Source organism: Arthrobacter sp. BE255 (assembly GCF_031457335.1).
GTDB lineage: Bacteria > Actinomycetota > Actinomycetes > Actinomycetales > Micrococcaceae > Arthrobacter.
In genome coordinates this window covers 1-1,045 of the sequence record NZ_JAVDWK010000039.1, presented here as the reverse complement: position 1 = coordinate 1,045, position 1,045 = coordinate 1, and the positions used below count along the sequence as shown (strand labels likewise).

Here is a 1,045-nt window from a genome sequence, read left to right as displayed (position 1 = left end):
TGTGACGGCGTGCCTTTTGAAGAATGAGCCTGCGAGTTAGTGTTACGTCGCGAGGTTAACCCGTGTGGGGAAGCCGTAGCGAAAGCGAGTCTGAATAGGGCGTTGCAGTGGCGTGATCTAGACCCGAAGCGAAGTGATCTACCCATGGCCAGGTTGAAGCGACGGTAAGACGTCGTGGAGGACCGAACCCACTTCAGTTGAAAATGGAGGGGATGAGCTGTGGGTAGGGGTGAAAGGCCAATCAAACTTCGTGATAGCTGGTTCTCCCCGAAATGCATTTAGGTGCAGCGTTGCGTGTTTCTTACCGGAGGTAGAGCTACTGGATGGCTAATGGGCCCTACAAGGTTACTGACGTCAGCCAAACTCCGAATGCCGGTAAGTGAGAGCGCAGCAGTGAGACTGTGGGGGATAAGCTTCATAGTCGAGAGGGAAACAGCCCAGACCACCAACTAAGGCCCCTAAGCGTGTGCTAAGTGGGAAAGGATGTGGAGTTGCGAAGACAACCAGGAGGTTGGCTTAGAAGCAGCCATCCTTAAAAGAGTGCGTAATAGCTCACTGGTCAAGTGATTCCGCGCCGACAATGTAGCGGGGCTCAAGTACACCGCCGAAGTTGTGGCATTCAGATATTAGCTAAGCCCTTGTGGTTCAGGCGTCTGGATGGGTAGGGGAGCGTCGTGTGGGCAGTGAAGTCGCGGTGTAAACCAGCGGTGGAGCCTACACGAGTGAGAATGCAGGCATGAGTAGCGAAAGACGGGTGAGAAACCCGTCCGCCGAATGATCAAGGGTTCCAGGGTCAAGCTAATCTGCCCTGGGTAAGTCGGGACCTAAGGCGAGGCCGACAGGCGTAGTCGATGGACAACGGGTTGATATTCCCGTACCGGCGAAAAACCGCCCATGCTGAACAGGGGATACTAACTGCCCGAGACCTGCCCGACACCCCTTGTGGGTGAAGGGTTTTGGTGGAGCGCAGGACCTGATCCTGGGAGGCAAGCGTATTAACAGGTGTGACGCAGGAAGGTAGCCAAGCCGGGCGATGGTTGTCCCG

Annotated in this window: 1 rRNA gene; it reads left to right on the top strand. The window is 55.6% G+C overall.

The window, feature by feature from the left end:
- Positions 1-1,045 (top strand): 23S ribosomal RNA (locus J2X42_RS23335); the annotation flags it as partial.